At 60.7% G+C, this 392-nt stretch carries 1 pseudogene; it reads left to right on the forward strand.

Annotated elements, in window-relative coordinates:
- Positions 1-290 precede the first annotated feature (290 nt).
- Positions 291-389, forward strand: a pseudogene (locus tag AC3A6B_RS29900) (DNA-binding response regulator); the annotation flags it as partial.
- Between the last annotated feature and the right edge of the window lie 3 nt (positions 390-392).

Here is a 392-nt window from a genome sequence, read left to right on the forward strand (position 1 = left end):
GCCTTCTCGTTCCCATGAACCACCTCCGGTTTCATCTTCCACCTTAACAAGGTGTCTTTGAAACCGGCAGCAGCCCACGGCGAGGCACTTGCTCGCGGATCGGATGATGAACTAAACCGGCGTCGGGGCTCAAGTGCCTTGCCGGTAGAGGTCCGCCCGAGCGAAGGATTGGGCGTCATCTTGCCACGCCTCGACGCCACCCTGCGACCCCGTACCTGCTGCCGCTACGTCGCGTGCGTTCGTCCTCAGGTTTGAAGAGGGGTCACGCGTGCAGTGTCTGCTGCGGCCAGTACATCCATCGTCTGCGCAAGAAGTTCGAAAAGGGACCGGTGCGCGTCGCAACGGTTCGCGGGCTCGGTTGCTATTACCTGGAGAAGATTTCGGCCTGAGTT

The sequence above is a fragment of the Variovorax sp. Soil_C_33 genome, assembly GCF_057656935.1.